The 26,396-nt window shown below is 63.6% G+C and carries 23 protein-coding genes and 2 pseudogenes; 8 read left to right on the forward strand and 17 right to left on the reverse strand.

What is annotated here, in order from left to right:
* Positions 1-39: 39 nt before the first annotated feature.
* From FJ957_RS11040 to rpsF, 8 genes are all read right to left on the reverse strand, one after another.
* Complete coding sequence (locus FJ957_RS11040) at positions 40-558, reverse strand: hypothetical protein (protein ID WP_140831244.1); 519 nt, start codon at positions 556-558, stop codon at positions 40-42.
* Positions 555-2,045: a replicative DNA helicase gene (locus FJ957_RS11045; RefSeq protein ID WP_140831246.1), complete on the reverse strand. Its 1,491-nt coding sequence runs from the start codon at positions 2,043-2,045 to the stop codon at positions 555-557. The genes FJ957_RS11040 and FJ957_RS11045 overlap by 4 nt, the downstream gene beginning before the upstream one ends.
* Before the next feature lie 292 nt (positions 2,046-2,337).
* Positions 2,338-3,303, reverse strand: a complete 966-nt coding sequence (locus FJ957_RS11050; protein ID WP_140831248.1) for a small ribosomal subunit Rsm22 family protein — start codon at positions 3,301-3,303, stop codon at positions 2,338-2,340.
* Position 3,304: 1 nt separating this feature from the next.
* Positions 3,305-3,628 carry a YnfA family protein gene (locus FJ957_RS11055; RefSeq protein WP_140831250.1) on the reverse strand — a complete coding sequence of 108 codons (324 nt, stop codon included), beginning with the start codon at positions 3,626-3,628 and terminating at the stop codon, positions 3,305-3,307.
* A gap of 67 nt (positions 3,629-3,695) precedes the next feature.
* On the reverse strand, positions 3,696-4,982 hold the full coding sequence (locus FJ957_RS11060) for a cyclopropane-fatty-acyl-phospholipid synthase family protein (protein WP_140831252.1): 1,287 nt from the start codon (positions 4,980-4,982) through the stop codon (positions 3,696-3,698).
* Between the two features lie 263 nt (positions 4,983-5,245).
* On the reverse strand, positions 5,246-5,830 hold the full coding sequence (gene rplI / locus FJ957_RS11065; protein WP_140831254.1) for a 50S ribosomal protein L9: 585 nt from the start codon (positions 5,828-5,830) through the stop codon (positions 5,246-5,248).
* 210 nt (positions 5,831-6,040) lie between these two features.
* Entirely contained in the window at positions 6,041-6,289 is a 249-nt protein-coding gene (gene rpsR, locus FJ957_RS11070; protein WP_006203718.1) for a 30S ribosomal protein S18, read from the reverse strand.
* A complete protein-coding gene (gene rpsF, locus FJ957_RS11075; RefSeq protein WP_140831256.1) occupies positions 6,289-6,780 on the reverse strand; it encodes a 30S ribosomal protein S6 in 492 nt (163 codons plus the stop codon). The genes rpsR and rpsF overlap by 1 nt, the downstream gene beginning before the upstream one ends.
* 1,036 nt (positions 6,781-7,816) lie before the next feature.
* On the opposite strand from rpsF, the gene FJ957_RS11080 reads away from it, so the two are divergent.
* Positions 7,817-9,445 (forward strand): pilus assembly protein, encoded by a 1,629-nt coding sequence (locus FJ957_RS11080; protein WP_140831258.1) that lies wholly within the window; start codon positions 7,817-7,819, stop codon positions 9,443-9,445.
* A 34-nt stretch (positions 9,446-9,479) separates the two neighbouring features.
* Here the strand turns inward: FJ957_RS11080 and FJ957_RS11085 are convergent.
* Positions 9,480-9,751: pseudogene (locus FJ957_RS11085) on the reverse strand (NADP-dependent oxidoreductase); the annotation flags it as partial.
* 186 nt (positions 9,752-9,937) lie between these two features.
* Positions 9,938-11,866 carry an LTA synthase family protein gene (locus FJ957_RS11090; protein WP_140831261.1) on the reverse strand — a complete coding sequence of 643 codons (1,929 nt, stop codon included), beginning with the start codon at positions 11,864-11,866 and terminating at the stop codon, positions 9,938-9,940.
* A gap of 276 nt (positions 11,867-12,142) precedes the next feature.
* Between FJ957_RS11090 and fabD the strand changes: the two genes are divergently transcribed.
* The 7 genes from fabD to gmk all read left to right on the forward strand — a co-directional run bounded on the left by fabD (position 12,143) and on the right by gmk (position 19,088).
* A complete protein-coding gene (fabD, locus tag FJ957_RS11095; RefSeq protein WP_140831263.1) occupies positions 12,143-13,084 on the forward strand; it encodes an ACP S-malonyltransferase in 942 nt (313 codons plus the stop codon).
* Between the two features lie 228 nt (positions 13,085-13,312).
* Positions 13,313-14,050: a 3-oxoacyl-[acyl-carrier-protein] reductase gene (gene fabG / locus FJ957_RS11100; protein WP_140831267.1), complete on the forward strand. Its 738-nt coding sequence runs from the start codon at positions 13,313-13,315 to the stop codon at positions 14,048-14,050.
* Positions 14,051-14,247: 197 nt separating this feature from the next.
* The gene (locus FJ957_RS11105; protein WP_006203723.1) at positions 14,248-14,484 is read left to right on the forward strand and encodes an acyl carrier protein; all 237 of its coding nucleotides are present in this window, start codon (positions 14,248-14,250) and stop codon (positions 14,482-14,484) included.
* Positions 14,485-14,518: 34 nt separating this feature from the next.
* On the forward strand, positions 14,519-15,781 hold the full coding sequence (gene fabF / locus FJ957_RS11110; RefSeq protein WP_140831269.1) for a beta-ketoacyl-ACP synthase II: 1,263 nt from the start codon (positions 14,519-14,521) through the stop codon (positions 15,779-15,781).
* Positions 15,782-15,949: 168 nt separating this feature from the next.
* On the forward strand, positions 15,950-17,215 hold the full coding sequence (mltG, locus tag FJ957_RS11115) for an endolytic transglycosylase MltG (protein ID WP_140831271.1): 1,266 nt from the start codon (positions 15,950-15,952) through the stop codon (positions 17,213-17,215).
* A 303-nt stretch (positions 17,216-17,518) separates the two neighbouring features.
* A complete protein-coding gene (locus tag FJ957_RS11120; RefSeq protein ID WP_140831273.1) occupies positions 17,519-18,409 on the forward strand; it encodes a YicC/YloC family endoribonuclease in 891 nt (296 codons plus the stop codon).
* Positions 18,410-18,413: 4 nt separating this feature from the next.
* Positions 18,414-19,088, forward strand: a complete 675-nt coding sequence (gene gmk / locus FJ957_RS11125) for a guanylate kinase (RefSeq protein ID WP_140651807.1) — start codon at positions 18,414-18,416, stop codon at positions 19,086-19,088.
* 11 nt (positions 19,089-19,099) lie between these two features.
* Here gmk and FJ957_RS11130 read toward each other — a convergent pair.
* From FJ957_RS11130 to lptG, 7 genes and pseudogenes are all read right to left on the reverse strand, one after another.
* Positions 19,100-19,375: pseudogene (locus FJ957_RS11130) on the reverse strand (type II toxin-antitoxin system RelE/ParE family toxin); the annotation flags it as partial.
* The gene (locus tag FJ957_RS11135) at positions 19,372-19,680 is read right to left on the reverse strand and encodes a type II toxin-antitoxin system RelB/DinJ family antitoxin (RefSeq protein WP_140831881.1); all 309 of its coding nucleotides are present in this window, start codon (positions 19,678-19,680) and stop codon (positions 19,372-19,374) included. The pseudogene FJ957_RS11130 and the gene FJ957_RS11135, both read right to left, overlap by 4 nt.
* A 143-nt stretch (positions 19,681-19,823) precedes the next feature.
* A complete protein-coding gene (gene rsmA, locus FJ957_RS11140; protein WP_140831275.1) occupies positions 19,824-20,669 on the reverse strand; it encodes a 16S rRNA (adenine(1518)-N(6)/adenine(1519)-N(6))-dimethyltransferase RsmA in 846 nt (281 codons plus the stop codon).
* A gap of 7 nt (positions 20,670-20,676) precedes the next feature.
* Positions 20,677-21,711, reverse strand: a complete 1,035-nt coding sequence (pdxA, locus tag FJ957_RS11145; RefSeq protein WP_140831277.1) for a 4-hydroxythreonine-4-phosphate dehydrogenase PdxA — start codon at positions 21,709-21,711, stop codon at positions 20,677-20,679.
* Positions 21,712-21,747: 36 nt separating this feature from the next.
* Positions 21,748-22,671 carry a peptidylprolyl isomerase gene (locus tag FJ957_RS11150; RefSeq protein ID WP_140831279.1) on the reverse strand — a complete coding sequence of 308 codons (924 nt, stop codon included), beginning with the start codon at positions 22,669-22,671 and terminating at the stop codon, positions 21,748-21,750.
* A 238-nt stretch (positions 22,672-22,909) separates the two neighbouring features.
* Entirely contained in the window at positions 22,910-25,312 is a 2,403-nt protein-coding gene (locus tag FJ957_RS11155) for an LPS-assembly protein LptD (protein WP_181180541.1), read from the reverse strand.
* A complete protein-coding gene (gene lptG, locus FJ957_RS11160; protein WP_140680024.1) occupies positions 25,312-26,394 on the reverse strand; it encodes an LPS export ABC transporter permease LptG in 1,083 nt (360 codons plus the stop codon). Before lptG ends, FJ957_RS11155 begins: the two co-directional genes overlap by 1 nt.
* Positions 26,395-26,396: the final 2 nt, after the last annotated feature.

Below are 26,396 nucleotides of genomic sequence, written 5' to 3' on the forward strand. Positions count from 1 at the left end.
CCACATTTCCGAGCGTGATTTGGACGACCTGAATGCAACTCAATGCTTCTTGGCGAAAGCCCGAACTTCGGCGAGCGCCTCGTCGAGCAACTGCGGATTGGGCGGTAGCATCTGGCTATCATAGATGGAGATCATGCCCTGGGTCTGCTTCGCAAACTCCGGCTCCGCTTTCTGCGCCTCTTCATCGAGCGCATCGACGTAAAACAGGAAACTCTGCCCGGCCAGAACGGGCACGCCGCATCCTCCCATGATCAATGTGGTCGTGGAGATTACACCGTTAGCCTCCGGCTTGCCCTTGAACACCTCCGCTATCTCATAACGTACATTGACGAGTATTCGGCCATCGTTTGTATCAGCCGGGCCGGTTGCAAGTTTTGTCGGACTGAGCTCCGTAGCCGTCACCAAGCCTCGGAATACCAAGGCTGCCTTCGTAAACCCCTGCTGCGACGTCCAACCCACCGGCATGAAACAAGCTGAAGCAGTCCCAGGCACACAGATTGCGGTGAAGAGGGCTATGGCAAAAAAGGCTGGAAGCCTGGAACACGCGCCCATGCTCACTCAAACCTCTCCGGCAGATGATGCTCTTCCGCCAGATCGGAGAACCGCGTGAACTCGCCGTGGAAGGCGAGGCTGACAGTGCCGGTCGGTCCGTGGCGCTGCTTGGCAACGATGCACTCGGCCTTGCCGCGCGCCTCGTTCATCTCGTTTTCCCACTTGACGTATTCCTCGGTGCCGATCTTCGGTTCGCGGTTCTTGAGGTAATATTCCTCGCGATAGACGAACAGCACCACGTCGGCGTCCTGCTCGATGGAGCCGGATTCGCGCAGGTCCGACAGCTGCGGGCGCTTGTCGTCGCGGCTTTCGACCTGGCGCGACAGCTGCGACAGCGCGATGATCGGTACGCCGAGCTCCTTGGCCAAGGCCTTCAGGCCCGTGGTGATCTCGGTGATTTCCTGCACGCGGTTCTGCGAGGCGCGGGCGGAGGAGCCCTGCATCAGCTGGATATAATCGATGACGATGAGGTCGAGTCCGCGCTGGCGTTTCAGGCGCCGCGCGCGGGCGGAAAGCTGCGCGATCGAGATACCGCCGGTCTGGTCGATGAACAGCGGGATCTTCTGCATCGTCTGCGAGCAGGCGACGAGCTTCTCGAAATCCATCTCGGTGATCTCGCCGCGGCGGATTTTTGACGACGAGATCTCGGTCTGCTCGGAGATGATGCGGGTGGCGAGCTGCTCCGACGACATTTCGAGCGAGAAGAAGCCGACGACGCCGCCATTGGCGGCCTTGAAGCTGCCATCGGCCTGCTGCGCCGGAACGTAAGCCTCGGCGATGTTGAAGGCGATGTTGGTGGCCAGGGAGGTCTTGCCCATGCCCGGACGTCCGGCGAGCACGATCAGGTCGGAGGGCTGCAGGCCGCCCATGCGGCGGTCAAGATCGCGCAGGCCAGTGGCGATGCCGGACAGATGGCCGTCACGCATATAGGCGGCGTTGGCCATGTCGACGGCGGTCTTGACCGCGTCGTTGAAGCTTTCGAAGCCGCCGTCATAGCGGCCGGTCTCGGCGAGTTCGAACAACCGCCGCTCGGCGTCCTCGATCTGGTCGGAGGGCGACATGTCGACCGGCGCGTCGTAGGCGATGTTGACCATGTCCTCGCCGACGGTGATCAGCGCGCGGCGCGTCGCAAGATCGTAGATGGCGCGTCCATAGTCGGTGGCGTTGACGACGGTGACGGCCTCGACAGCCAGCCGCACGACATATTGCGCCACAGTCATGTCGCCGACCTTCTCGTCGGCCGGCAGGAAGGTCTTCAACGTGATCGGCGTCGCGATCTTGCCCATGCGGATGAGCTCGGCGGCAACCTCGAAGATCTTGCGGTGCAGCGGCTCGTAGAAATGCGCTGGCTTCAGGAAATCCGAGACGCGGTAGAACGCGTCGTTGTTGACGAGGATGGCGCCGAGCAGCGCCTGCTCGGCCTCGATGTTGTTCGGTGCCTCGCGATAAAGCGGCGTTTCCGCCGCGCCGAATTTCAGTGCCGCCTCTGCCATGATATCCCCGATTTCGATCCCGCTTTCCTCGATACCAGAACGGGGAGATTCGGTGCTGACCTTTCTGCAACACTCCTCGGTCCAACCAGCTTGATGCCCAATGTTCACAGGATCAGCAAACCATCCACAGGACAGTATTCCGGTGGCCCGATTCCATTTGACTCGGCAAGCCGTGATTCCTATCGGCGGTTGCCGAACAAAGCAAGAACAATTTCGTCGAGCAAGATCGCACGGGGGCGCGCCTGCCAGGCGTTCAGTGGTTCGACGACGCGGTGCCGTCGGCCTCCGCAGCTCAGTCCAGCGTGTCGCCCCAGTCAGCCCGCCGCGCCGTCTTGAAGACATCGCCGTCGCGCTTGCTGAACAGGCGCTCGCCGGCGCTGCCGTCAGGCCGACACAGTTTCAGCATCACTTTGCCGGAGCCGCCTTTAGGCGGCGCGATCACCCGTGCGGCGCGCGCCGGCGCCGGCCGCCGGGAAGCGGCGAGGTAAATGAATTTCTCGTCTTCCCACGGTACTTCGGCTTCCTTGACGAGACGATGCAGGCGCGAGCGCGCGACGCGGCGTGCGAAATGGCACCAGTCGGGCGGCGTGAGCGGGCAGGGCACCGCATGCGGGCAGGGCGCCAGCAGGTGCGCTCCCGCCTCGATCAGCTGTTGCCGTGCCTCAAGGATGCGCCGCCAGCCGGCGGGCGTGCCGGGCTCGACGAGGATGAGCGTGTCGGCCGTGAGCCGCCAGAGGCGCTCGATGAGCTTCGGCAGCGACAGAGGCACGATCTCGTCCAGCACATAGGCGGCGCTGACGAGGTCGGCGGGCATGACGCCGTCGAAACCGATCGTCGCGTCGCCGGCGATCCAGTCCGCGCGGGCGGTAATTGCGCCTTCCGCGAGCGACTGGCCGACCTTGCGCACGGCAGCGCTTGCCTCGACCAGCACCGCCCGTTCCAGCGTAGGCCAGGCGTCAGTCGTGGCCCAAAGCATGGTGCCAGGTCCGGCGCCGATGTCGAGCAGGCTCGCCGGCCGAAAGTCGGGGCGGGCCTCGCTCAACGCCTCGAGGCTGGCGCGCACGGCGGCATAGGTGGCGGGCAGCCGAGTCGCCAGATAGGCCTTGACCGCCATCTCCTCGCCCATGTGCAGGCGGCCGTCGCGCAGCTCGGCGCGGTAGCGTTCGGAAAGCGTCTTTGCGGCCTGTTTCAGCGCCGGCAGCGGCACCCTTTCGAGCAAGCTGTCGACGCCTTGCCGGAGCGGGGCGGGCAGTTCCATCTCAGGCTCCCCTCGGCGCAAGAAGGATGACCGAGGCCCCGGCGATGCAGAGCGCAGCGCCGGCCAGATCCCAGCGGTCGGGGCGCACGCCCTCGACCAGCCACAGCCAGCCGAGCGAAGCGGCGATGTAGATGCCGCCATAGGCGGCGTAGGCGCGGCCCGCCGCATCCGTGTCGGCCAGCGACAGCAGCAAGGCGAACAGTGTCAGCGAGACGAGACCGGGGAGAAGCCAGAGCGCCGACTTTTCCAGCCGCCACCACGCCCAGAAGGAAAAGCAGCCAGCGATTTCGGCAAGCGCGGCTGCGACGTAGATGAGATAGGTCATGAAAAAGGTCTCGCGAACGAAACCTTTTTCGTGGCGTCAGGCCGCGATGGCAAGCGGCAATGCGTGTTTATTCCACCTTCTTGCGGCGGGCCGGCTTGGAGGGGGTCGGCGTCGCCGGCTCCTGATGGCCGATATCGCGCAGCTCCAGGGCTTTCTCGCATTTGGCCATGTAGTCGCGCGTCACCGGTAGCGTGTCGTTCACCTTGGCGAGCTGGAACTGGAAGATCACCAGGTCCTGCCAGCGGAAGGCGGCCTCCGAGGCGGCTAGATAGAATTCCCACATGCGGCAGAAGCGTTCGTCATAGATCGCCTTGGCCTTGTCGCGGTTGGCGGCGAAGCGCTCGCCCCAGTGCTTGAGCGTATCGGCATAATGCAGCCGCAGGATTTCGATGTCGGTGACGACGAGTCCTGACTTCTCGATCGCCGGCATCACCTCCGACATCGCCGGGATGTAGCCGCCTGGGAAGATGTATTTGCGGACGAAGGCGCTGGTCGCCCACGGCACGCCGGAACGGCCGATCGTGTGCAGCAGCATCACCCCGTCCGGCTTGAGCAGAGTTGAGGCCTTGTCGAAGAAGGTGCGGTAGTGGTTGACGCCGACATGCTCGAACATGCCGACCGAGACGATCCGGTCGAAGCGTTCGTTCAGCGCGCGGTAGTCTTTGAGCTCGAAATGCACCCGGTCCTGGAGGCCCAGCGCGTGGGCGCGGTCGGTGGCGACACCATGCTGTTCGGTGGACAGCGTGACGCCCTGTACGTCGACGTCGAAAGCTTTGGCGAGATAGAGGCCGAGGCCGCCCCAGCCGGAGCCGATGTCGAGCACGGTCTGGCCTGCCTTGAGCCGGAGCTTGGCGGCGATATGGCGTTTCTTGGCGGCCTGCGCTTCGTCCAGCGTCATGTCCGGCTGCTCGAAATAGGCGCAGGAATATTGCATGTCCTCGTCGAGGAAGAGCTTGTAGAGCTCGCCGGAGAGATCGTAATGGCGCTGCACGTTGCGGCGCGAGCGTGTTGCCGTATTGATCTGCTGCAGCCGGCGGAAGGCGTGGCGCAGCCCCTCGATCGCCTTCGACCACGACACGTCGATGCCGCTCGAGCCCATGTTCTGGAAAGCGATGCGCATCAGCCCGAGAACGCCGCCCTCGGGAATATCCAGCTCGCCGTCCATATAGGCTTCAGGCACCGCCAGCATCGGGTCGAAACTTATGGCACGCTCGGCATGTGTGGTCTTGATGTGGATCCGCACCGGCTCGCCGCTGCCGTCACCGAATTTGTGCGTCGTGCCCTTTGGGCCGGTCACCTTGAGGTCGCCGACCCGAACCAGGCGTTCGAGAACGTGTTTCAACAGGATATTCATGACCAAATGTCCCCTCAGTCGGATCACCCGGTAATCGGACTGGAATGCCAGATCGAAATGCCTCAGCGCGTCGCCCGCGTCCAATCGACGCGCCACGCTGTAATGTGCACAAGATGCTGTAATGTGCACAAGATATAGGGTGTCGAAAAGTTCCTTTTGGCACAAAAAAGCCCGGGTCGGAGACCCGGGCGTTGGTCCAGAAATTCTGGACGCCTGCGAACCGAAGCGACGCTTCGGAGGATGTGCCGGTCAGAGCCCGAAAATCAGGCGTTCTCTTCGCCGCCTTCGAATTCGGCGTTCGGGTCGAAGAAATTCTCCGGCCGGGCATTGTCGTTGATGTCGTCGCCATAGATGGCTTCGGCTGTGGTCAGCATCTCGCCCTTGGACTGGCGCTCCGCCTCGTCGGCCGAACGGGCGACGTTGAGCGTAACGGTGACCTCGACTTCCGGATGCAGCGCGATCGCCACATTGGAGAGGCCGATGGTCTTGATCGGCTGGTTGAGCTCGATCTGGTTGCGGTTGACGGTGAAGCCTTCGGCGATCAGCAGATCGGCGATGTCGCGCGTCGACACCGAGCCGTAGAGCTGGCCGGTCTCGCCGGCCGAGCGCACGACGATGAAGCTGTTGCCGTCGAGCTTCTCGGCGACCTGCGTGGCCTCCGACTTACGCTCCAGGTTGCGGGCTTCGAGCTGGGCGCGCTGGCCCTCGAACTTCTTCTTGTTGGCTTCGTTGGCGCGCAGCGCCTTGCCTTGCGGCAGCAGGAAATTGCGGGCGAACCCGTCCTTGACCTTGACGGTCTCGCCCATCTGGCCGAGGCGGGAAATGCGCTCGAGGAGAATGACTTCCATGGTTTCGTTCCTTCGGTTGGCACCGGCCGAAAGACTGGCGCGATGATCTGGAACAGGTCAGGAAGCTTGGTGCGGCATAGCCGCTCTTGTCGCTGTCCTGCCTGTCTGGGCAGTTAGAGGCAATTGGCCCCAACTCGGGATTTGATGCTCGATCCGACACGCCCGTCGCGCCGGTGAAAAGAGCGGGCGGCGAACCGCCCGCTCGAAATATCAGCGAACCACGTAGGGCAGCAGGCCGAGGAAGCGGGCGCGCTTGATCGCCTTGGCGAGTTCGCGCTGCTTCTTCTGGCTGACGGCGGTGATGCGCGAGGGCACGATCTTGCCGCGCTCGGAAATATAGCGCTGAAGGAGACGCACGTCCTTGTAGTCGATCTTGGGCGCGTTGGCGCCGGAGAACGGGCAGGTCTTGCGGCGGCGATGGAACGGACGCCGGGTCGGGATCTGGTTGATGTCGACCATTATTCTGCAGCTCCTTCAAAGCCTTCGCGCGGACGGCGCGGACCACGATCGCCACCGCCATCGCGGTCGCCACCGAAGCTGCGCGGCGGACGATCGCCGCGATCACGGTCGCCGAAGGAACGCGGCCCACGGTCGCGGTCGCCGAAGCCGCCGCGCTCGGAGCGCTCTTCGCGCTTCTGCATCATCGCCGAGACGCCTTCCTCATGCGCTTCCACCTTGACGGTGAGGAAGCGAAGGACGTCTTCCGACAGGCCCATCTGGCGCTCCATTTCGTTGAGCGCGGCCGGCGGGCAGGTGATGTCCATCAGCGTGTAGTAAGCCTTCCGGTTCTTCTTGACCCGGTAGGTGAGGGACTTCAGTCCCCAGTTCTCGATCCGGCCGACCGATCCGCCATTCGCCGCGATGACGCCCTTGTACTGTTCGACAAGCGCGTCAACCTGCTGCTGCGACAGGTCCTGCCGGGCAAGAAACACATGTTCGTAAAGAGCCATTATGTCTTTCTGCCTTTCTTCGTTTCTCTCACCGGCCCTCGCGGCTAAGCCTCTGCAACTTGTCTGACCCGGTCGCCAAGGCGCGGGGAAGAAAGGAGCATCACGAGACGGTCGAGAGCGGAGACACGGGAGGCTGGAAGCGCTTCTGGCTTCGTGTCGGGGTCTTTGATGACCACGGCCCTCCGTTCAGCCCCCAGCAAGGACCGGCAGATTGCGGGGGTCTATATAGTAATTTCCAGCGAAGGCAAGGCCACGTAATGCCTCAGCCTTAAGCGGGGGCTGTTGCCGAAGCCGGGAACGCGCGGTCCTGCAAAAGCGAGTTGCCGAGTGACGGCAGCCGATCGGACCTATGCGCCTATCAATGCGACCTCAGTAAAAACGTTAGCCATCCATAATATGCTATAGGCAAAATGTGAGGGTCTGAATTCCATGGGGCGGCTGCAACGGCGTATCGCCTTTACATGTCTTATCTTGGTGGGCGACGCCAACGCCCATAGCTGGTATTCGGGTAAGACTGATCCTGTTCTTAATCTCAAATGCTGCGACGATCATGATTGCCGTCCTGTCGCGTCAAGCGATGTCAGATATGCCAGGCAGGGCTATTACGTTAAGCAACCCGAGCCTTACTCTCGGAACGATCCGCCTACAGGCGAGTGGTTCATTCCATGGAACCGCGTGCAGGCAGCGCCGGATGACCAGTATTATATCTGCGAAAATCTCTACCCGACATTTCGCGTAGGCAGATATCGAATGAGATGGACGTGCTTCTTTGCACCGCGAGCGACAGGTTCAATTTCAGACTGAGGCACTGGCCAAAGTCTGGAGTTCCCTGCATGGCGGGAGAAGACGCCGCAGTTTCGGAAGACGCCGGCCGTTGCTTGATTAGATCGATTTCCAGTAATCGGGCTTTAACCACCCCATCAGGTTGTGGCGGGTTGTAACTACCCGTTTATTATGAAAGGCGCATGAGAAGCAACCCGGGCCGCATCGCGGCGGAAAATCCGGCAATTCCATCGGGCAGTTCCAGGGGTAGGGAATGCTTCTCAGGCAGTTTTGGCGCTCAAGGCGCGGCAATTTCTCGTTGATGCTGGCGGTGGGCGTGCCCGCCATGCTGGGCGCGGTGGCGTTTGCCACCGACGTCTCCACCCTGATGCGGGCAAAAAGCAATCTGCAGAACGCGCTGGACGCCGCGAACCTCGCCTCCTCGCATCTGGGCGACGCCGAGACGACGCGCAATGATGCCTTCAACAGCTATTTCCAGGCCAATGTCGCCAGCCACGGCGAACTCTCCAACCCCAAGGCCACGCTCACCGTCGACAGGGGCGTCAACTTCGTCAAGACCAGGGCCACGGCCTCGGCCGACGTCAATCTCAACTTCGCGTTCCTGTTTGGCGCCGAAAAGCATATCAGCGTCGACGCTTCGGCGGTTGAATCGAACAATCAGCTCGAAGTGGTGCTGGTGCTCGACAACACCGGCTCGATGGCCGGCGCGCGTATCACCGCGCTCCGGACCGCGTCCAAGTCGCTGCTCGATTATCTCGAGGCGGTCAAGTCGCCGACCCGGTCCGTGCGGGCCTCGCTGGTTCCCTTCGTCACCGCCGTCAACGTCAATGGCCCCGAATTCGATCCGTCCTGGATCGATATGGACGGCAAGTCGTCCACCAACGGCGTCAACTTTCCGGTCATCGACGGCAAGCGGCCGAACCATATGGCGCTGTTCAAGCAGCTCGGCCAGAAGAGCGGATGGAGCAACACGGGCTGGAAGGGCTGCGTCGAGGCGCGGCCCGGCGCCTTGAACATTTCCGATACGCCGCCGGACCCGACGAAGCCCGACACGCTGTTCGTGCCCTACTTCGCGCCGGACGATCCCGACATCGCCAAGAAGCCGTCGTCCTCCTATGGCAATTCGTCGACCGGCTACAACAATTCCTATCTCGACGACGCGATCGACAACAGCAAACTCAACCAGAACATTCTGGGCATCGACCTCAGTGGCCTCGTTACCGGCCTGGTCAACGCGCTGCTCGGCGCCGATCTGAAGATCATCGGAAAATATGTCGCCTCGACCACCAAGCTGATCACCGAGACCGGCAGCACGATCACCATCGGCCCCAACCGCGCCTGCCCGACGCCGATCATTCCCCTGACCGACGACTTCGACAAGCTGCGCTTGGCGGCAAGCCAGATGAGCGAATGGAACGGCTCCGGCACCAACGTGTCGGAGGGCTTGAGCTGGGGCCAGCGGGTGCTGTCGCCGCAGCCACCCTACACCGACGCCGCCCCCTATAAGACGGCGGGCGTCACAAAGGTGGTGATGCTTTTGACCGATGGCGAGAACGTCGTCTACGGCGCCTCAAACACGCCGCAGAAATCGGACTACACTTCCTATGGCTACCTCGCCAGCGGCCGTTTCGGTTCGAGCAACCAGACGACGGCGGCGCGCAATGTCGACGGCTGGACCAAGGATGTCTGCACACAGCTGAAGAGCCAGGGCGTGCAGATCTACACCATGGTGCTGCAGGCCGACACAGCGGCCAACCGCTCGCTCTACAGCGCCTGCGCCTCCGATCCGAGCGACTATTACGCCGTCGAGGACCCGGCCAAGCTGCCCAACGTCTTCCGGACCATCGCCAACAAGTTCTCCAGGCTGCAGCTCACCAACTGACGAGGGTGGGCTCGGCATGAGAGTGGTCGTGGCGATCGACTCGACCGACGTCTTCTAGGGTGTCGTTTGCGAGATCGACGAACGCATTTGCGCCGAAGTCGAGCGCCTTCTGACGATCGTCGGCACGTCCGGTGCCAATGACATAGGCACCGGCCTCACGTGCGGGTTGCGCCACCATCGATCCGACCGCGCCGTCCGCGCCGTGAGCGAGGACGCTCTGCCCTGCCTGAAGGCGACCGTGTTGAAGGAGTCCTGCCATGCGGTCAGGCCCGAGATCGGCAGGCTCGCGCCCACCGTGAAGTCGACGGTGCAATTGATGGAATTGTCCGCCGAACGGCTCGTACCTCGCGCCGAAAACGTCATTCGATCACGGCCTCGACGATGACTGCATGTTGTGCAGATCGACGAGGCAGCTAGCGACCCCTTATGCTTGGCGCTCTTGAAGGCTGCGACCGGTCCGCAGACCGTCCTCGGGCTTAAATCGCCTTCGCCTCAGCTCGTATGCGCGACCAGCTTGTCCACCGTCTCGGGGAAGAAATCGGGCGCCGAGCGGCGCTTGCCGAACATCATGTCGTATTGGATGAGCCGGAAATCGTTGATCTTCGGGTCGATCTGCTTCTGCCTCGCCCAGTCCGGCGTGGCTTCGCCCGAGGGCGACAGGAGCAGGTTGCGGTCGACCACCCGGTAGTGTTCGCGCAGCGCGCCGAGGAAACCGGTGTAATAGGGGTGGGTAATGCCTGCGGTGGTCAGGATATGGTAGGGCAGGAAGGCCGGGCTTACCGAGCCCAGGTTCTGCACCGGACCGGAGCGGTTCGACCAGATGACCAGCGGCGTGTCGTGATGCTCGATCGCGGCGCCGGCGTTAGGTTCCCTGCGCGGCGCGACATTGTCCTTGAGATAGCCCGTCTCGACATAGACCGGTCCCAGCGGCGGCAGATGGTCGCCGAAGAAGGCGATGATCGTCGGCCTCTGGCGCGCCTTCGCCCAGTCGATCAGGCGCTTAAGGCCATGGTCGGCGTCGGCCGAGCCTTCGGCATAGGAGAGCAGCGATTCCCGCGCCCAGGAGCTGATCGGCGCATCGACCGAATGCGTCGGGTTGCTGTAGCGGTAAGGCTCGTAAGGCCCATGGTTCTGCAGGCTGACCGCAAAAAAGAACACCGGGTCGTCGCTGGCATCGGCCTCGCGGATGATCTCGTCGGTCATTGCCGCGTCGGAGGCAAGCGGGCCGCGCTTTTCCATCGGCGGCAGCGTCTCTTCAGACTTGAAGTCCTTGAAGCCGAAATCGGCATAGACCGCGCCGCGGTTCCAGAACCAGTTGGTGCCAGGATGGATGGCACGCGCATAGTAACCTTCGCTCTTCAGGAAGGTCGCCAGCGACGGGGTCGGGGTGCGCACATATTGCTGATAGGGGATCGAGCCCGCCGGCAGGAAGGCGTTGGAAAAGCCGGTCAGCGCCTCGAACTCGATGTTGGCGGTCATGCCGCCGAATTCGGGAGAGAACATCGAGCCGGAGCGCAAGGCGCGCACTGTCGGGATCGGGTCGGGCTTGATGGTGACGCCGGGCAACTGCGTCGGATCCCAGAAGGATTCGCTCATCACCACCACGATATCCGGCTTCTCGTCCGGCACCGAAGCGGCGACGTCGGGACGCTGGATCGCGGCCATCGCCTTTTCGGTGTAGCCGGGCGGCGCCGAGACATGCGCCATCGGCACGTTCATCGCGAAAGCCAGCGCAAAGCCGTTGGAGGCGTAGTTTTCCTTCTGGTCCCACATGATCGGGATGATCTGCAGCCGGTCGCGCGTCCACGAGAAGGTGGCATAGTCCATGATCGAGACGAAGAAGGCGAGCAGCGGCACGGCAAGCGCCAGCCGCGCCAGGCGGCCTTTGCGGCTGAGGATCGGCACCCGCCTGCGCCAGGTCCGCCAGCCGTAGACAAGCAGCGTCAGCCCGCCGACGATGCCAACCGCCAGCATGACGGCCGTCCATGGCCGCTCGCGCACCAGAAGCGGCATCAGCGCCACGATCTGGCGGGCGAACAGGAAATCCGTCGGATAGAGCGGATCGCCGAGATAGTGCGATTTCTGGTGGCCGACAAAGGCCAGCGCCAGCGTCAGCGGCGCCACGATCATCAGGCTCTGGTGGCTGCGCCCGAATATGGCGTCCAGCCCAACCAGCACCAGGGCGAAGACGATGATGGTGGTCCAGCCCGGCTTGAACGGCTGCAGGAAGAAATCGACCGTGCCGAAGAAATCGCCGCGCACGATCAACTCGATCGCGAATACGAGCAGGGCGGAGACGAGAAGCGTCGTCAGGCCGTAGCGCACAGTCGGCCAGGCCCGTCCCGGCAGGTAGCCGGTGGACGGATCGTCTTCCAAAAACTGCGGCACGGGCTTGGCCGCGCCTTTTCTGATCCTTGCCACTCTACTTCCCCCGGTCAACGCGACACGCCTTCCACGCCCGTCACGCTTCTGTCATCGAAATGTCACGCAAAGCTAGCGCCTGTGGCGGAAATAAGAAGAGCCAGCAAACTAAACGTGAGCGGTTTTCATCAGGTGTGATCGCCAAAAAGCCTTTCGGAACAGGGAGTCAGCCGGTTTTTCCGGCTGAAATGCTGGCTAAAGAGGCGACCGCGGGCTTGACTTGGCTGTGCGCCTTGCGCCAGAGGCAAGAAAAACCAGCCTCTGGAGAGACCCAAAATGGCCCTCGCATTCACCTTTCCGGGACAGGGCAGCCAGGCCGTCGGCATGGGCAAGGACCTCGCCGACACCTTCCCCGAAGCGCGCCGCGTCTTCGAGGAAGTGGACGCCGCGCTCGGCGAAAAACTGTCGAAACTCATCTGGGAAGGGCCGGAAGAGACGCTGACTCTGACCGCCAACGCCCAGCCGGCGCTGATGGCTGTCTCGCTGGCGGCGATGCGGGCGCTTGAAGCGCGCGGCTTCTCGCTGAAGGACAAGGTGGCCTATGTCGCGGGGCATTCGCTCGGCGAATATTCGGCGCTTGCCGCTGCGGGCTTCGTTTCGGTCGGGGACGCCGCGCGGCTGCTTCGGACCCGCGGCAACGCCATGCAGGCGGCGGTGCCGGCCGGCGAGGGCGCCATGGCCGCCATCATCGGTCTCGAGCAGGCCGATGTCGAAGCGGCATGCGCGGAAGCGGCCAAAGGCTCCGTCTGCCAGGTCGCCAACGACAATGGCGGCGGCCAGTTGGTGATTTCAGGCGCCAAGGCGGCGGTCGAGCTGGCGGCGAAGCTGTGCACCGAAAAGGGCGCCAAGCGGGCGCTGATGCTGCAGGTTTCCGCTCCTTTCCACTCGGCGCTGATGGCGCCGGCGGGCGATATCATGCGCGAGGCGCTGGCGGGTGTCGCAAAGCAGGCGCCGGTGGTTCCGGTCGTCTCCAACGTGACGGTGACGCCGACCAGCGACCCTGATGAGATCGTTCGCCGCCTGGTCGCGCAAGTGACCGGCCGCGTGCGCTGGCGCGAGACGGTGGAGTGGTTCGGCGCCAACGGCGTCGCGACGCTTTACGAGGTCGGCGCCGGCAAGGTGCTGTCGGGCCTGGCGCGCCGCATCAACCGCGACATCGCCACCGGCGCCATCGGCACGGCGGCGGAAGTCGAGGCGGCGCTGGCGGCGCTTGGCTAAGGATCGCTCGAACGTTACCGGAGGTGTCGAATGTCTCCTTCGAAGATTGGTCGAAGCAAAACCGAGCACATGAAGGAGCACTATCGCATTGCAGCTGAGGTTGTGGAACGCATTCGGCGCGGTGACGAGGATGTCCTGAGGCCGAAGATTTCTGGCATGGCCTGGATGATTTGACGTATACGGAACCGGGATCGCCCGCGGCGCATTCGGAAAAATGAGGTTGAGAAAATGTTCGAACTGACCGGCCGCAAGGCGCTCGTCACCGGCGCATCGGGAGGCATCGGCGAAGCGATCGCCAGGGTGCTGCACAGCCAGGGCGCGGTGGTCGGCCTGCACGGCACGCGCGTTGAAAAGCTCGAGGCGTTGGCTGGCGAGCTCGGCGACCGCGTAAAACTGTTTCCGGCGGACCTGACCAACCGCGACGCGGTCAAGGCGCTCGGACAGAAGGCTGAAGCCGACCTCGAAGGCGTCGATATCCTGGTCAACAATGCCGGCATCACCAGGGACGGCCTGTTCGTGCGCATGTCGGACGCCGACTGGGATTCTGTGATCGAGGTCAACCTCACCGCCGTGTTCAGGCTGACCCGCGAACTCACCCATCCCATGATGCGCCGCCGCCATGGCCGCATCATCAACATCACTTCGGTGGTCGGCGTCACCGGCAATCCCGGGCAGACCAATTACTGCGCATCCAAGGCCGGCATGATCGGCTTTTCCAAGTCGCTTGCGCAGGAAATCGCCACCCGCAACATCACCGTCAACTGCGTCGCCCCGGGCTTCATCGAATCGGCCATGACCGACAAGCTCAACGACAAGCAGAAAGAGACGATCATGGCCGCGATCCCGACAAGGCGCATGGGCACCAGCGTTGAAGTGGCGTCGGCCGTCGCCTATCTCGCCTCCAACGAGGCGGCCTACGTGACCGGCCAGACCATTCACGTCAACGGCGGCATGGCGATGATCTGAGGCAAGGGCGGGCGCCTGTGAAAACAGCCATTTCGGCTTGGACGCCCGCCATTTTTCGTGTAATGCGGCCCGCAACCCGGCGGTTCGGGCAAAAACCGGTCCTGTGGCGTGCGTTGCCCGCGAGACCATCTTTCAGCTTGATTAGCGGCATTCCGCCCGCTAACGAAGATAGACAACTTAAGACGAGGATTGCCCAAATGAGTGACACCGCAGAGCGCGTCAAGAAGATCGTCATCGAGCATCTCGGCGTCGACGCCGACAAGGTGACGGAGCAGGCGAGCTTCATCGACGATCTGGGCGCGGACAGCCTCGACACGGTCGAACTCGTCATGGCGTTCGAAGAAGAGTTCGGCGTCGAGATTCCGGACGATGCCGCCGAGACCATCCTGACCGTCGGTGATGCCGTGAAGTATATCGACAAGGCCTCGGCCTGAGTTCTTTCGCAGGCATTATCGGGGAGGACCTGCGATGAGGCGTGTCGTCGTCACGGGCCTTGGCCTGCTTTCGCCGTTTGGCATGGGCGTCGAGCACAGCTGGCGGGAATTGCTCTCCGGCCGCAGCGCTTGCCGCCGCGTCACCGAATTCGAGGTGGACGATCTTGCCTGCAAGATCGCCCACATTATCCCGCGCGGCGACGGCTTGAACGGCACCTTCAATCCGGAGGCCGTGCTTGAGCCGAAGGAACTGCGCAAGATCGGCGAGTTCATCCTCTATGGCATCGCCGCCGCCGACGAGGCGCTGGCCGATTCCGGCTGGAAGCCCCAGACGCATGAGGACCAGTGCGCCACCGGCGTGCTTATCGGCTCCGGCATCGGCGGTATCGACGGCATCGCCGAGAACGCGATGATCCTGAAGGAACGCGGCCCGCGCCGTATCAGCCCCTTCTTCATCCCTGGACAGATCATCAACCTGGTCTCGGGCCAGGTCTCCATCCGCCACGGCCTGAAAGGCCCGAACCATGCGGTGGTCACCGCCTGCTCGACCGGCGCGCACGCCATTGGCGACGCCGCCCGGCTGATCATGTGGGGCGATGCCGATGTGATGCTGGCCGGCGGTGCGGAGGCGCCGATCACCCGGCTGTCGATCGCCGGCTTCGCCGCCTGCCGGGCGCTCTCCACCGAGCGCAATGACAGCCCCGAAACAGCTTCGCGTCCCTATGATCGCGACCGCGACGGCTTCGTCATGGGCGAGGGCGCGGGCGTCGTCGTCCTGGAAGAGCTGGAGCATGCCAAGGCGCGCGGCGCCAAGATCTATGCGGAAGTCACCGGCTATGGCCTGACGGGCGACGCCCATCACATCACCGCGCCGGCAGAAGATGGCGATGGCGCCTTCCGCTGCATGACGGCGGCGCTGAACCGGGCGAAGCTCTCGCCGGCCGACATCGACTACATCAACGCGCACGGCACCTCGACCATGGCCGACACGATCGAGCTCGGCGCGGTCGAGCGCCTGGTCGGCAATGCCGCCTCGAAGATCTCGATGTCGTCGACCAAGTCGTCGATCGGTCATCTGCTGGGCGCCGCGGGTGCCGCGGAAGCGATCTTCTCGATCCTGGCCATCCGCGACAACATCGCGCCGGCGACGATCAATCTCGACAATCCGGAACGCGAGACGGCGATCGATCTTGTGCCGAACAAGCCACGCCAGCGCCAGATCGACGTCGCGCTGTCGAATTCCTTCGGCTTCGGCGGCACCAACGCCTCGCTCGTGTTCCAGCGTTACGATGGCTGAAGGGCCAGCCGGAGCAATTCCAGGAAGAGTGCGCAGCGGTTTTCTACCCGGTATTGCTCAGAGACGGACAACCAGCCGGCAGTTCCGCCACCTGCCGTCATTTTTGCCAAATTCTCCCCTAGCTTTTTGCCGGGGGATTCGTTGCAAGATCAGACGGTAGGGCGCGCCATGAGCATAAATCCGGGCAGCACAAATCCGGGCGGCGACGGGGAATTCGGACGGCAAGGCACAAACGGGCCGATCAGGCCGAAGACCGCGGCCGAGGCGTTGCGCCCGGAAGCCGGCACGCCGCCGCCGTCGAAGCGCTCGCGCGCCTCGCGCAGCCAGGTCGTCGTCTTCCTCAATTTCTTCCTCTCCATGGTCATCCTGGTCGTGCTCGCCTCGGGTGTCGCGCTCTATTTCGGCATGCAGGCTTTCGTCGAGCCCGGCCCATCCGCCAATGGCGATACCTTCCTGATCAAGCCGAGCACCGGCGTGCAGGAGATCGCCGACCAGCTGGAACGCCGCAACCTGATCAGCGATGCCCGCATCTTCCGGCTGGGCGTGCGCGCCACGGGCAATGAATCGGCGCTGAAGGCTGGCGAATACGCCATCAAGCCGCGCGCCTCGATGCGGGACATCATGGAGCTCTTCAAGAGCGGCAAGTCGGTCATGTACTCACTCACCATTCCCGAAGGGCTGACGGTCGAGCAGGCGCTGCAGCGCGTCGCCGAGCAGGAGGCGCTGACCGGCGATATGCCGCCGGCCTTGCCGCCGGAGGGCAGCATCGCCACCGACACGCTGCGCTTCACCCGCGGCGCCACAAGGCAGCAGATGGTCGATAAGCTGATCGCCGACCAGAAGAAGCTGGTCGACGACGTCTGGTCGCACCGCGCGCCCGACCTGCCGATCGCCAACATCGACGACTTCGTCACGCTGGCCTCGATCGTCGAAAAGGAGACGGGCAGGAGCGACGAGCGCTCGCGCGTCGCCGCGGTGTTCCTCAACCGCCTGGCCAAGGGCATGCGGCTGCAATCCGACCCGACCATCATCTACGGCCTTTTCGGCGGCAAGGGAAAGCCGGCGGACCGGCCGATCTACCAGTCGGACCTCGACAAGCAGACGCCCTACAACACCTACATGATCAAGGGCCTGCCGCCGACGCCGATCGCCAATCCGGGCCGCGCGGCGCTGGAAGCGGTCGCCAATCCGTCGAAGACCGACGACCTCTATTTCGTCGCCGACGGCAATGGCGGCCATGTCTTCGCGGCGACGTTGGAAGAGCATAACCAGAACGTTGCCCGCTACCGGGCGCTTCAGAAGAAGCAGGCGGACGCCGCCGCCAAGGCTTCCGGCCAGACGACGGCGCCGGCCGCTCCCGATGGCAACGGCGACAGCGGCGATGCCGGCGCCAATGGCGAGAACGGCGACGCCGGCGTCGGCGACGCGCAATAGGCGCAATGCATGTCGCCCAAAAGTGCGCAGCGGTTTTGGGAAAACGACTTGCATCAAACGCACTGCATGTCGCCCAAAGTGCGTAGCGGTTTTGGGAAAACGACTTGCATCAAACGCACTGCATGTCGCCCAAAAGTGCGTAGCGGTTTTGGGAAAACGACATGCATCAAACGGAAGTACGCGTCCTTTGACGCGAGGCCGTATTCATGTTTTGAGGGGGCGCCGGCCTTTCGTCCGGTGATGTTTGGGGCGCGCAGCGCTGGGCCACGCATGCCTTGACTGCGACAGGGGGACGACAGGGCAATGAGCCTGCAAAGCATGACCGGTTTTGCGCGGTCCGCCGCCGAAAGTGATGGCACCTCGATCGCCTGGGAGGTGAAATCGGTGAACGGCAAGAGCGCCGAGGTGAGGCTGAGGTTGCCGCAGGGTTTCGACCGGCTGGAGACGGCGGTCCGGCAGACGATTCAGAAGCGCTTTGCGCGCGGCAACTTCCAGGCGACGTTGACCGTCGGCCGCGCCGCCGCCAGGCAAGTCCAGCCGGTGGTCAACGAGGCGTTTCTCAAGGATCTGGCGGGGCTGGCCAAGCGTTTGCAGGAGCAGTTCGGCACCGAGCCCGCCACCGCGGATGGCCTGCTTTCCCTGCGCGGTGTGCTTGACATCCCCGAGGCCGTGGAGACCGAGGAGGAGCGGGCTACCCTCGATGCCACGATCCTGTCGGCGCTCGAGGCGGCGCTCGCCGGCCTTGAACAGGCGCGCCTCGGTGAGGGCGCGGCACTTGGCGCGCTTCTTTCCGGCCATGTCGACACCATCGAGACGCTGACGCTGAAGGCGGAGGCCGATCCCTCGCGCGAACCTGCCGCGATCCGCGCGCGCATCGCCGAGCAGATGCGTCTGTTGATGGATGTCTCGGCCAATCTCGATGCCGTCCGGCTGCACCAGGAAGCGGCCTTCCTCGCCACCAAGGCCGACATCCGCGAGGAGATCGACCGGCTGAAGACACATGTCGCTTCGGCGCGGGCGCTGCTCAAAAGCGGTGGCGCCGTTGGCCGCAAGCTCGATTTTCTCGCGCAGGAATTCAACCGCGAATCGAATACGTTGTGCTCGAAGTCGAACGCCGCCGCGGTCACCGCGATCGGGCTGGAGCTCAAGGCGGTGGTCGACCAGTTTCGCGAGCAGGTCCAGAATCTGGAGTGACGGGATGGTTGCCAAGGAACCGACGGCCGCCAGGGATCTGGGGTCCCGCATCCGCCGTCGTGGATTGATGCTGGTGCTGTCGTCGCCGTCGGGCGCCGGCAAGTCGACGATCGCGCGCAATCTTCTGGAAAGCGATGGAAGTCTTGAGCTTTCGGTCTCCGTCACGACAAGGCCGCGCCGCGGCTCGGAAATCGAGGGCGTCCACTACCATTTCCGTACCATGCGCGAGTTCGAGCGGTTGCGCGACTCCGACGCGTTGCTCGAATGGGCCGAGGTGCATGGGAATTGCTATGCGACGCCGCGTGAGCCCGCGGAAATCGCGCTGGCCGAAGGCCGCGACATGCTCTTCGACATCGACTGGCAGGGCGCCCAGCAGCTCAAGGAGAAGATGCGCGCCGATATCGTTTCGATCTTCATCCTGCCGCCGTCGATGAAGGAATTGAAGGCCCGCCTGAAGCGTCGCGCCGAGGACCAGGAATCCGTCATCGAGACCAGGCTGAAGAACGCCCGCCTCGAGATCGAGCATTGGAAGGAATACGACTTCGTCATCGTCAACGACGATCTCGACCGCGCCTTCGCCGAGGTCCGCGCCATCGTCACGGCGGAGCGGCTTCGGCGCGACAGGCGGCCGGGCCTGTTCGACTTCATTTCGGGGTTGCTGGACGAGAAGACGACATAGGCTGGCCGGACGTCCGGCCAGCGCTGTGCTCCATGAAGCACACCCAGGATTCGTATCCTGCTCTCAGCTGTCTGATAGGCCGCGATATATGGCGTGCCGACGATGACAAGCTCTCGTGTTCCTGAAAGCCTGCCGGTACGGCCGCTCTCGGGAATGTCACGGAGACGGCCTATCGCGGCGACAATCCGCTCATCGATCGCGACCGCGGCGGCAGGGTTGTCAGCCTCGATATGCGTGAATATCCCATCGCGATCCGAAAGTGCGAATGCCGACCATACGATCTTCAAGATCTAGGCTCATTGACCTTGCGGCGTGCTGCAGCACGTCTTTCGGCAAAATGCGACTCGGCTTGTTCGTCAGGAATGTCGGCTCGGGTGTCGTCCAGAGCCTCGCGCACCTTGGCGCGAAACCACACATCGTAAGCCTCACTGTTTGCGAGCAGATCGATGGGCAACGCGCCCTCGTTGGCGGTTCGGGTAAGAAGTATCCGCACCGCATCCGAAACCGTGAGTCCCATGCTTTCGAGCACCGCGGAAGCCCGATCCCGGATATCGGCGTCGATACGCGTCTGGACAAGTGCGTTCGTTGGCATGGCCATCTCCTTTGCCATGAATGTAATGCGTTTGAATGACGGTTGCCAGCGCAACTTTCCCCTTAAGGAGCGCCATACTTTTGCAGGTTCGCGCCGCCCCTCATCTGCCGGCATTCTTCTCCCCGTGAACGGGGCGAAGAGAACTACACCGCGTTCGTCAACCTGACGAACTCCTCGACGCTCAGCGTTTCCGCCCGACGCGTCGGGTCGATGCCGGCGCGGGTCAGCAGCGCCTCGCCGCCCAGGCTCTTCACGCTTTGCCTGAGCATCTTGCGGCGCTGGCCGAAGGCGGCCTCGGTGACGCGGCCCAACTTTCTGGCGTCCACGGGCAGGGGAGATGGGCGAGGCACCAGATGCACCACCGATGAGGTGACCTTCGGCGGCGGCGTGAACGCCTGCGGCGGCACGTCGAAGGCGATCCTCGCCTCGGTGCGCCAGCCGGCAAGCACGCCGAGCCGGCCATAGGCGTCACTGCCAGGAGCCGCGGTGATGCGCTCTGCCACCTCGCGCTGGAACATCAGCGTCATCGACTGGTAGAAGGGCGGCCAGTCGGCCACCGTCAGCCAGCGGATCAGAAGCTCCGTGCCGATATTGTAGGGCAGGTTGGCGACGATCTTCACAGGCGCGCCGTTCGCCGCGCCGGCGAGTGCGGCAAAATCCGTCTTCAGCGCATCGCCGGGAATGATCTCGAGCCGGCCGGGATAATGGCTGGAAACCTCGGCCAGCGCTTCGAGGCAGCGCTCGTCGCGCTCGATGGCGATCACGCGCCGCACGCCGTTGAAGAGCAGCGCCCGCGTTAGTCCGCCCGGGCCCGGACCGACCTCGATCACCGTCGCCTCGCCGAGATCGCCGGCGGCGCGCGCGATCTTGCCTGTCAGGTTGAGGTCGAGCAGAAAATTCTGCCCGAGCGCCTTCTTGGCCTGCAGGCCGTGCCGCTCGATCACCTCGCGCAGCGGCGGCAACCCGTCGATTGTGGTGCGTCCGCTCAATGCATCCTCACGCGGCGGCGGCCTGCCGTCCGCTGTCGGCCAGCCGGCGCGCCAGCCTCAACGCGGCGATCAGGCTGTCGGCGCGCGCGATGCCCTTGCCGGCGATGTCGAAAGCGGTGCCGTGGTCGGGCGAAGTGCGGATGAAGGGCAGGCCGAGCGTCACGTTGACCGCCTCGTCGAAGGCTAAGGTCTTGGCCGGGATCAGCGCCTGGTCATGATACATGCAGAGCGCCGCGTCATAGCCGGCGCGCGCGCGCGGATGAAACATCGTGTCGGCCGGCAGCGGTCCGATCGCGTCGATGCCTTCCGCCTGCAACATCTCGACGGCGGGAGCGACGATCGCTGCATCCTCCAGCCCCATGGCGCCGCCCTCGCCGGCATGCGGGTTGAGCCCGGCGATCGCAAGCCTCGGCCGGGCGATGCCGAAGCGGTTCTTGAGATTGGCGGCGGTGATGCGCGCGGTTGCGACGATCAGCTCCGTCGTGAGCATTTTCGGCACTTCGGCCAAGGCGATGTGGATGGTCACCGGAACGGTGCGCAGGTTCGGTCCGGCCAGCATCATCACCGGCGTCACGTCCCTGCCGGTGTGGCGCGAGGCCAGATGCGCCAGATACTCTGTGTGGCCCGGAAAGCCAAATCCGGCATCATAGAGCGGCTTCTTGGCGATCGGGCAGGTGACTATCGCCGCGGCGCGGCCGGCGAGGCAGTCCGCGACGGCGCGGTCGATGGCTTCGATCGTGCCTGCGGCATTGGCCGGGTCCGGCTCTCCTGGGCTGTCGACATGACGCGCATAAAGCGGCACGACGGGCAGTGCGCGGGAAAAATGATGCGCTGCCTGTCCTGGCAGCGTCTCGGCAATCGCAACATTTGCGCCGACCAGGCGGGCGCGGGCTTCGATCAAAGCGGGGTCGGCAAGCAGGTAGAAGGGCGGCACGCCGGCGCTGTCGCCGGCCTGCCAGGCGGCGATGGCGATTTCGGGCCCGATGCCCGAGGGATCGCCGACGCTGAGCGCCAGCGGCGCATCGGTCTTCTGCGCGCTCATGCGGTGGGCCGGCTGCGGTATCGCACGCTTGTCGCCCTAGCGTTCGACGATCTTGGCCTTCTGGCGCAGCTCGGCGACATATTTCTTGCTGAGTTCGTCGGCATCCTTGTCGTTGCTGCCTTCGGCCTGGAACACCATCTGCGCGGCCTTGTCGTCGGAAACATCGCGCGAGGAGCAGACGCCGATGAATTCGATGCCGCGCTCGGTCTCGCGGGTCGGCGTCGCGGCGCCGACCTTGGTCGCCTTGATCTGCTCGGCCCAGTCGGACGGCAATTGTGGCGCCAGAAAGCGGCCGAGATCACGCACGGTGACGTCGAGCAGGCCCTTGGCGAAGTCGCGCGTGGTGTTGCAGCCGCTGAAGCGGGCGCGCATGGCGTCTGCCTCGCGCTTGCGTTTGGCGAGCGTGGCGCCGCGCTCCGACGCGGGCACCACGAAGATCACCTGCTGCAGCATGTATTCCGTCGCGGTCGGCTTTGCGCCGCCCTTGTCCAGCATGCGCCGCACGGCATCCTGCTCGGTCACCGAGCCGCCTTCACCGGAGCGGTAGCGAGCGCTGAGCGCCTGGTTCCAGGCCATCTGGGCACGGATGAATTCCTTGAAATGTTCCTTGGTGACGCCCGACTGCGCCATGATCGCGTCGAGTTTCGCCAGCGGCATCTTGTTGCCCGAAGCGAAGCGCTGGTAGGCGGCGTCGACCTGCTGGTCGCTGATGCGGATGCCGAGCCGCTTGGCCTCGGCCAGCCGCAGCGTCTGGTCGATCATCTCCTGCGCGGCATCGCCCTTCTTGTGCTGCAGCTTGAAGAAGGCTGCGCGGTGCGCGATGTCGCCGGTGGTGATCGCTATGTTGTTGACGACATACTTGATCTCAGCGGCGAAAGCAGGCTGCACGACAGCCGTGACCGAAACCGAGGCCGCTGCCACCAGAAGCGCGAATCCCGTTGAAAACAGGTATTTCCTCATCTTACCTTCCTAATTTTTCCCCATCCCAATTTTCCCCACCATCGCGGCGCCGCGCGTCCTCCGAACGCCTGCGTGATGCGGTCGACCCCCATGCCCATCTTATGCGGCGAAACGATGTCACCGGCGCATGGCCCTGAGAATCAGGCCCATTTTCGAAGGAACACGCTCCAGATCAAGACCAAAGCCCATCAGCGCTCCAGTCGACGCACGGCTCGGAGGCCGCGCGCCTGCCGCTTGGTCACTGGATGGTATCGATCGAGCTTGTTGACGAACCGAAATCGCCGAGCGTGCGGAACGACAGGTTGAAACCGATGTTCTGCGACACTTCCTTGGTGACGGTGTCACGCGTCTGCGAATACGTCATGATGTAAGTGAAGCAGGAATCATTGTAGGCGAAGCCGACACCGTCCTTGACCAGAACATTTGTCTCGATGTCGTAGGTGCCGGTGCCGAACAGCCGCCAGTTCTGCGCCAGATGGGTCGAGGCGCCGAGCGTGAGCTCGTGGCGGTCGGTGGTGAAACCATAGAGCGGCTGCGCCTCGATGAAGGCATATTTGGCGCTAAGCGATATCGGCAGGCTGGAATAGGCGGCCTTCACTTCGGCGCGCCTGACCTCGAAGGTCTGCTCGTCGAAACGCCCGCTCAGCGAACCGGAGAAACCGCTCGGGCTGTTGAAGCCGACCAGGCCGACGTAATCCGAGGTCCGCTTGTCCAGACCGGATTCGGCCGCAACGTTTACAAGATCGGGCGCGGTAAAAGAGTTTTCGCCGGCGAGCTGATAGGACTGGCCGAAGATGGCGTTCGTGCCCCAGCCATTGTCATAGGCGCCTGAATAGCGGAAGCCGACATTGGCGCGCGTGCCGCCTTCTATGCGGTCGTAGCCCGAGAATTTGTCGCGCTCGAACAGTGTGGTGGCGTCGAAGACGAAGCTCTGCGCGTCTTCGTTGGGGATCGCCAGCCCGCCGACATATTGCTCGTTCGGGCGCACGAAGACCTGCGCGGTCGGTTCCAGGATGTGGCTGGAGCTAGGCATCGAGAACAGCAGCGGCCAGCGCGCTTCGAGGCCGAGCGTGGCCATGTAGCGGGCAAGCGACGAGCGCATGTCGACGTCCTGGCCAAGATTCGTCGCCATGTCGTTGACCGCCGCAAGTGAAGCCGAATTGGCGTTGACGTAGCCGGCATCGCCGCGGAAGGCGAGCAAAGGCGTCAGCTGCAGGCCGTTATCGGTGGTGAAGGTCCGCTTCCACTCGGCTTCCGCGCTCAGCCGGCTGGATTGCCCCTCGATTCCGGGAACCCGTTCCACGTTCGAAAACTTGTCGAAAGTCTCATCCAGCCGGTTGCGGCTGATCACGCGTGCGTTGACGTTGAACGACAACTGGCCGCCGGCCACCGAGGTGTCGGGGATATAGGCGTAGTCGAGCGACGGCAGCACCCAGGGTTGCTTGGAGGCGCGCGCCGTCGGGTCGCTGGAGAGCGTGTCTTCCTGCACCTCGAAGCGCATGGCACGGACGTCGAAATAATTGCGGTCGCTCAAGCCCGTCAGATAGATCGACGACTGGTGGACGAGATCGCTGTAGCCGTCGATGTTGTAGGTGCGCGAGAATTCCTTGTCGGTCTGGAGCAGCACGTCCCAGCCGAAATTCCAGCGCTCGTTGATGGCGAACTGGCCCTTGGTGCCCATCATGCCGCGGAACTTGTTCGGATCGTCGGCCGGCCCGGAATTCACATTGCGGATACCGGAATCGACAAACGCGTTGGGATCCTGCTGGTTGATGCCGGCGATCTTCAGCGTGTACTGGCCGTTGTTGAAGCGCTGGCGCCACTCGGCCTCGCCGAGGAAACCCTGCTTGGTATAGCCGCTGCCGGTGACGGTCAGGTCATAGGTCGGAGACAGCGCGAAGTAATAGGGGACTTTGACGCCGACGCCGAGATGGTTGTTGTAGACGATGCCGGGGATCAGGAAGCCGCTCTTGCGCTTCACCGTCGGGTCGGCGATCTCGAAGGCCGGCAGGTAGGCGAGGGGGAAGCCGAAGAACTCGAAATTCGAGTTCTCGAAGCGGACCGTCTTCTTCTCGCCGTTCCAGATGATCTTGCGCGCCTTGACGCGCCAGGTCGGCGCTTTGTCCGGCTTGTCCTCGCAAGGTTCGCAGGCGGTGTAGACGCCGTTGTGGAAGGTGGTGAGCACGCCGCCCATGCGCTCGGCGCTCTCGGCGGCGAAATAAGCCTTGTCGATCGTCTCGACACGCAGCGCGTTGAGAAAGCCGTCGGCGAAGTCGTCGGTGATGTCGATATGGTCGGAATTGACCTTGGTGCCGTCGCTGTTGATCAACTCGACGGCGCCGCTGGCGACGAGGCGCTTGGTGTCGCGATTGTAGACCACACGCTGGGCGACCAGCTTGTTGCCGCCATAGTCGATCTGCACACCGCCGACGGCGGTCACCGTATGCTTGTCGTTGTCATAGACGAGCGTATCGGCGGCCAGCAGCATCTGCGTGCCGGAAGGGACGGACTTGGCAGCGATCGTCTGCGCCAGCGCGGGCACCGTCGGCGCCGCGCAGGCGAACAGACATGCCAAGGCGGTCGCCCCATAGAGGCGTGCCAGACCGGCCTGCCTATGGCTGCGCAAAACCGCCTCCCTCACTAGCCGTCTTCCTTGTATAGCAGAAACGTCACCCCAAAGAACATAGCCACGACAACCGGAACCCATGCAGCCACCACAGTAGGCACGAATCCGGCGACACCGAATGCCTTGACCAGTACCGAAACGACATAAAGCAGAAAGCCGGCCACGACGCCACCCAGAATCATCGTTGCCGACTGCCCCATTCGCGCAAATCTCATTGAAACCGTTGCAGCAATCAGCGTCATGGCGACGAGAAGGAACGGCAACGCCACCAGTGAATCAAATTGCATGGCGAAGGCGTTTGCCTTGAGTCCGAAGGAACGGGCGACCTCGATCTTGCGCGGCAACTCGTAGAAGGGGATGGTTTCCGGACGCGCCAGCCGCTCCTGCACGAATTCCGGCTTCAGATTCGTCGGCACCTTGTCGGACGCCAGCGTCTGGATATTGCCGCCCTTGAAGACCTTGACGTCCTGCAATTCCCAATAGCCGTCGCGCAGGAAGGCCTTGGCTGCATCCTTGCGCTCGGTGATGTTGCCCTCATGGTCGAGGACGAAAAACACCGCATCCGCCATCTCCAGCCCCTGGTTGAGGATGGCGCGGGCGCCGATGATGGTGTCGCCCGATTCGGTCTTTTGCCGAAGCCACGGCGTGACATTGGTGGTGACTGCATTCGATTTGCCGGCCCGCAGGTCGTTCTCCATCTGCTCGGACCAGGAAAAGCCATGCGCGGCGATCGGGTTGATGATGGCGACCGACAGCACGCCGAACATCAGCGCGCCGACGCAGCAGGGGAACAGGAATTGCCAGGCCGAGACGCCGGCCGAGCGCGCAATCACCAGCTCGTAGCGGCGGTTGAGCGATACCAGCGTCGCCATCGCCGAGAACAGCCCGACGAACGGCACCGTCTGCAGCATGATCATCGGCATCCTGAGCGCCGAAATCGCGAAGGCAATGCCGTAGGTAAAGCCTGGCAGCCCAGTCGTGCGGCCGGAAAGCTCGGTAAAGTCGATCAGGAACACCAGCGCCAGCAGGCCCAGGAAGAACCAGAAGGTGATCGAGACGTAGCGGAAGAAGAAATAGCGGCCCAGCGTCCAGCCCATGG

This window comes from Mesorhizobium sp. B2-4-6 (assembly GCF_006442775.1).
Lineage (GTDB): Bacteria > Pseudomonadota > Alphaproteobacteria > Rhizobiales > Rhizobiaceae > Mesorhizobium.

Excerpts from the sequence above, each read along its gene's own strand:
- pdxA (WP_140831277.1), bottom strand. The coding sequence starts at position 21,711 with ATGAGCGCGCAGAAGACCGATGCGCCGCTGGCGCTCAGCGTCGGCGAT.
- gmk (WP_140651807.1), top strand. The coding sequence starts at position 18,414 with ATGGTTGCCAAGGAACCGACGGCCGCCAGGGATCTGGGGTCCCGCATC.
- FJ957_RS11080 (WP_140831258.1), top strand. The coding sequence starts at position 7,817 with ATGCTTCTCAGGCAGTTTTGGCGCTCAAGGCGCGGCAATTTCTCGTTG.
- fabF (WP_140831269.1), top strand. The coding sequence starts at position 14,519 with ATGAGGCGTGTCGTCGTCACGGGCCTTGGCCTGCTTTCGCCGTTTGGC.
- FJ957_RS11135 (WP_140831881.1), bottom strand. The coding sequence starts at position 19,680 with ATGCCAACGAACGCACTTGTCCAGACGCGTATCGACGCCGATATCCGG.
- rpsF (WP_140831256.1), bottom strand. The coding sequence starts at position 6,780 with ATGGCTCTTTACGAACATGTGTTTCTTGCCCGGCAGGACCTGTCGCAG.
- fabG (WP_140831267.1), top strand. The coding sequence starts at position 13,313 with ATGTTCGAACTGACCGGCCGCAAGGCGCTCGTCACCGGCGCATCGGGA.
- FJ957_RS11055 (WP_140831250.1), bottom strand. The coding sequence starts at position 3,628 with ATGACCTATCTCATCTACGTCGCAGCCGCGCTTGCCGAAATCGCTGGC.
- FJ957_RS11045 (WP_140831246.1), bottom strand. The coding sequence starts at position 2,045 with ATGGCAGAGGCGGCACTGAAATTCGGCGCGGCGGAAACGCCGCTTTAT.
- rplI (WP_140831254.1), bottom strand. The coding sequence starts at position 5,830 with ATGGAAGTCATTCTCCTCGAGCGCATTTCCCGCCTCGGCCAGATGGGC.
- mltG (WP_140831271.1), top strand. The coding sequence starts at position 15,950 with ATGAGCATAAATCCGGGCAGCACAAATCCGGGCGGCGACGGGGAATTC.
- FJ957_RS11150 (WP_140831279.1), bottom strand. The coding sequence starts at position 22,671 with ATGAGGAAATACCTGTTTTCAACGGGATTCGCGCTTCTGGTGGCAGCG.
- lptG (WP_140680024.1), bottom strand. The coding sequence starts at position 26,394 with ATGGGCTGGACGCTGGGCCGCTATTTCTTCTTCCGCTACGTCTCGATC.
- rpsR (WP_006203718.1), bottom strand. The coding sequence starts at position 6,289 with ATGGTCGACATCAACCAGATCCCGACCCGGCGTCCGTTCCATCGCCGC.
- fabD (WP_140831263.1), top strand. The coding sequence starts at position 12,143 with ATGGCCCTCGCATTCACCTTTCCGGGACAGGGCAGCCAGGCCGTCGGC.
- FJ957_RS11060 (WP_140831252.1), bottom strand. The coding sequence starts at position 4,982 with ATGAATATCCTGTTGAAACACGTTCTCGAACGCCTGGTTCGGGTCGGC.
- FJ957_RS11105 (WP_006203723.1), top strand. The coding sequence starts at position 14,248 with ATGAGTGACACCGCAGAGCGCGTCAAGAAGATCGTCATCGAGCATCTC.
- FJ957_RS11120 (WP_140831273.1), top strand. The coding sequence starts at position 17,519 with ATGAGCCTGCAAAGCATGACCGGTTTTGCGCGGTCCGCCGCCGAAAGT.
- FJ957_RS11050 (WP_140831248.1), bottom strand. The coding sequence starts at position 3,303 with ATGGAACTGCCCGCCCCGCTCCGGCAAGGCGTCGACAGCTTGCTCGAA.